This window comes from Thermosinus carboxydivorans Nor1 (genome assembly GCF_000169155.1).
Taxonomy (GTDB): domain Bacteria; phylum Bacillota; class Negativicutes; order Sporomusales; family Thermosinaceae; genus Thermosinus; species Thermosinus carboxydivorans.
Window position 1 is genome coordinate 2,501 of record NZ_AAWL01000045.1, and the last position, 1,477, is coordinate 3,977.

Annotated in this window: 1 rRNA gene (only partly in view); it reads left to right on the forward strand. The window is 56.5% G+C overall.

Going from position 1 to position 1,477, the window contains the following annotated elements:
* Positions 1-1,477: ribosomal RNA gene (locus TCARDRAFT_RS14385) — 23S ribosomal RNA — on the forward strand (its annotated part extends 355 nt beyond the left edge of the window); the annotation flags it as partial.

Here is a 1,477-nt window from a genome sequence, read left to right on the forward strand (position 1 = left end):
AAAGCCCTGTAGGCGAAAGGCGGAGCCAGCCGGTTGGGATCCAGAGTACCACGGGATACGAGGAGTCCTGTGGGAAGCAGGGGGGACCACCCTCCAAGGCAAAATACTCCTTGGCGACCGATAGCGCATAGTACCGAGAGGGAAAGGTGAAAAGCACCCCGGGAGGGGAGTGAAAGAGGACCTGAAACCGTATGTCTACAAGCAGTCGGAGACTGATAAGCAGTCGACGGCGTGCCTATTGAAGAATGAACCGGCGAGTTACAGCAGCCAGCGAGGTTAAGCAGAAAATGCGGAGCCGAAGCGAAAGCGAGTCTGAAGAGGGCGAGAAGTTGGCTGTTGTAGACCCGAAACCGCAGTGATCTATCCATGGCCAGGGTGAAGCGCAGGTAACAATGCGTGGAGGCCCGAACCGGTGGGCGTTGAAAAGTCCTCGGATGAGTTGTGGATAGGGGTGAAATGCCAAACGAACGCGGAGATAGCTGGTTCTCCCCGAAATAGCTTTAGGGCTAGCCTCAAGTGGTGAGTGCAGGCGGTAGAGCACTGATAGGGCTAGGGGCCGTAAGGTTACCGAACCTTGTCAAACTGCGAATGGCTGCATTTAGAGCTTGGGAGTCAGACTACGAGTGATAAGATCCGTAGTCAAGAGGGAAACAGCCCAGACCATCAGCTAAGGTCCCGAATGCCGTGCTAAGTGGCAAAGGATGTGGCGCTACAAAAACAACCAGGATGTTGGCTTAGAAGCAGCCATCATTCAAAGAGTGCGTAATAGCTCACTGGTCGAGTGGCGCTGCGCCGAAGATGTCCGGGGCTAAAGCACGGAACCGAAGCTATGGGATTGAGAGGTGCATCTCACCTCTCAGTCGGTAGGGGAGCGTTCTTACTGGGTAGAAGGTTTACTGGGAGGTAAGCTGGACTGGTAAGAAGTGAGAATGCCGGTATGAGTAGCGAAAAGACAGGTGAGAATCCTGTCCACCGAAAGCCTAAGGGTTCCTGAGCAACGATCGTCGACTCAGGGTAAGTCGGGACCTAAGCCGAGGCGGAGAAGCGTAGGCGATGGACAACGGGTAAACATTCCCGTACCGCCCGAAGTCGTTTGAGCGAAGGAGTGACGCAGGAGGTAGGGCAAGCGCGAGGATGGAAAGTCGCGTCTAAGCCGGTAGGGTGCAGTGCAGGCAAATCCGCACTGCGAGAGCCTGAGAGGTGAAGGGGAGCTGAGGGGAGACCCTTGGCGAAGTTGTCTGGGCCAGACTGCCGAGAAAAGCTTCTAGCGAGACGGAGGGCGCCCGTACCGGAAACCGACACAGGTAGGCGGGGAGAGGATCCTAAGGTGCGCGGGAGAACCCTCGTTAAGGAACTCGGCAAAATGTCCCCGTAACTTCGGGAGAAGGGGAGCCCAAGCCCGTGAAGGCAGGAAGCGGCCGGAGCGGGAGTGGATCGCAGAGGAGAGGCCCAAGCGACTGTTACCACAAACACAGGT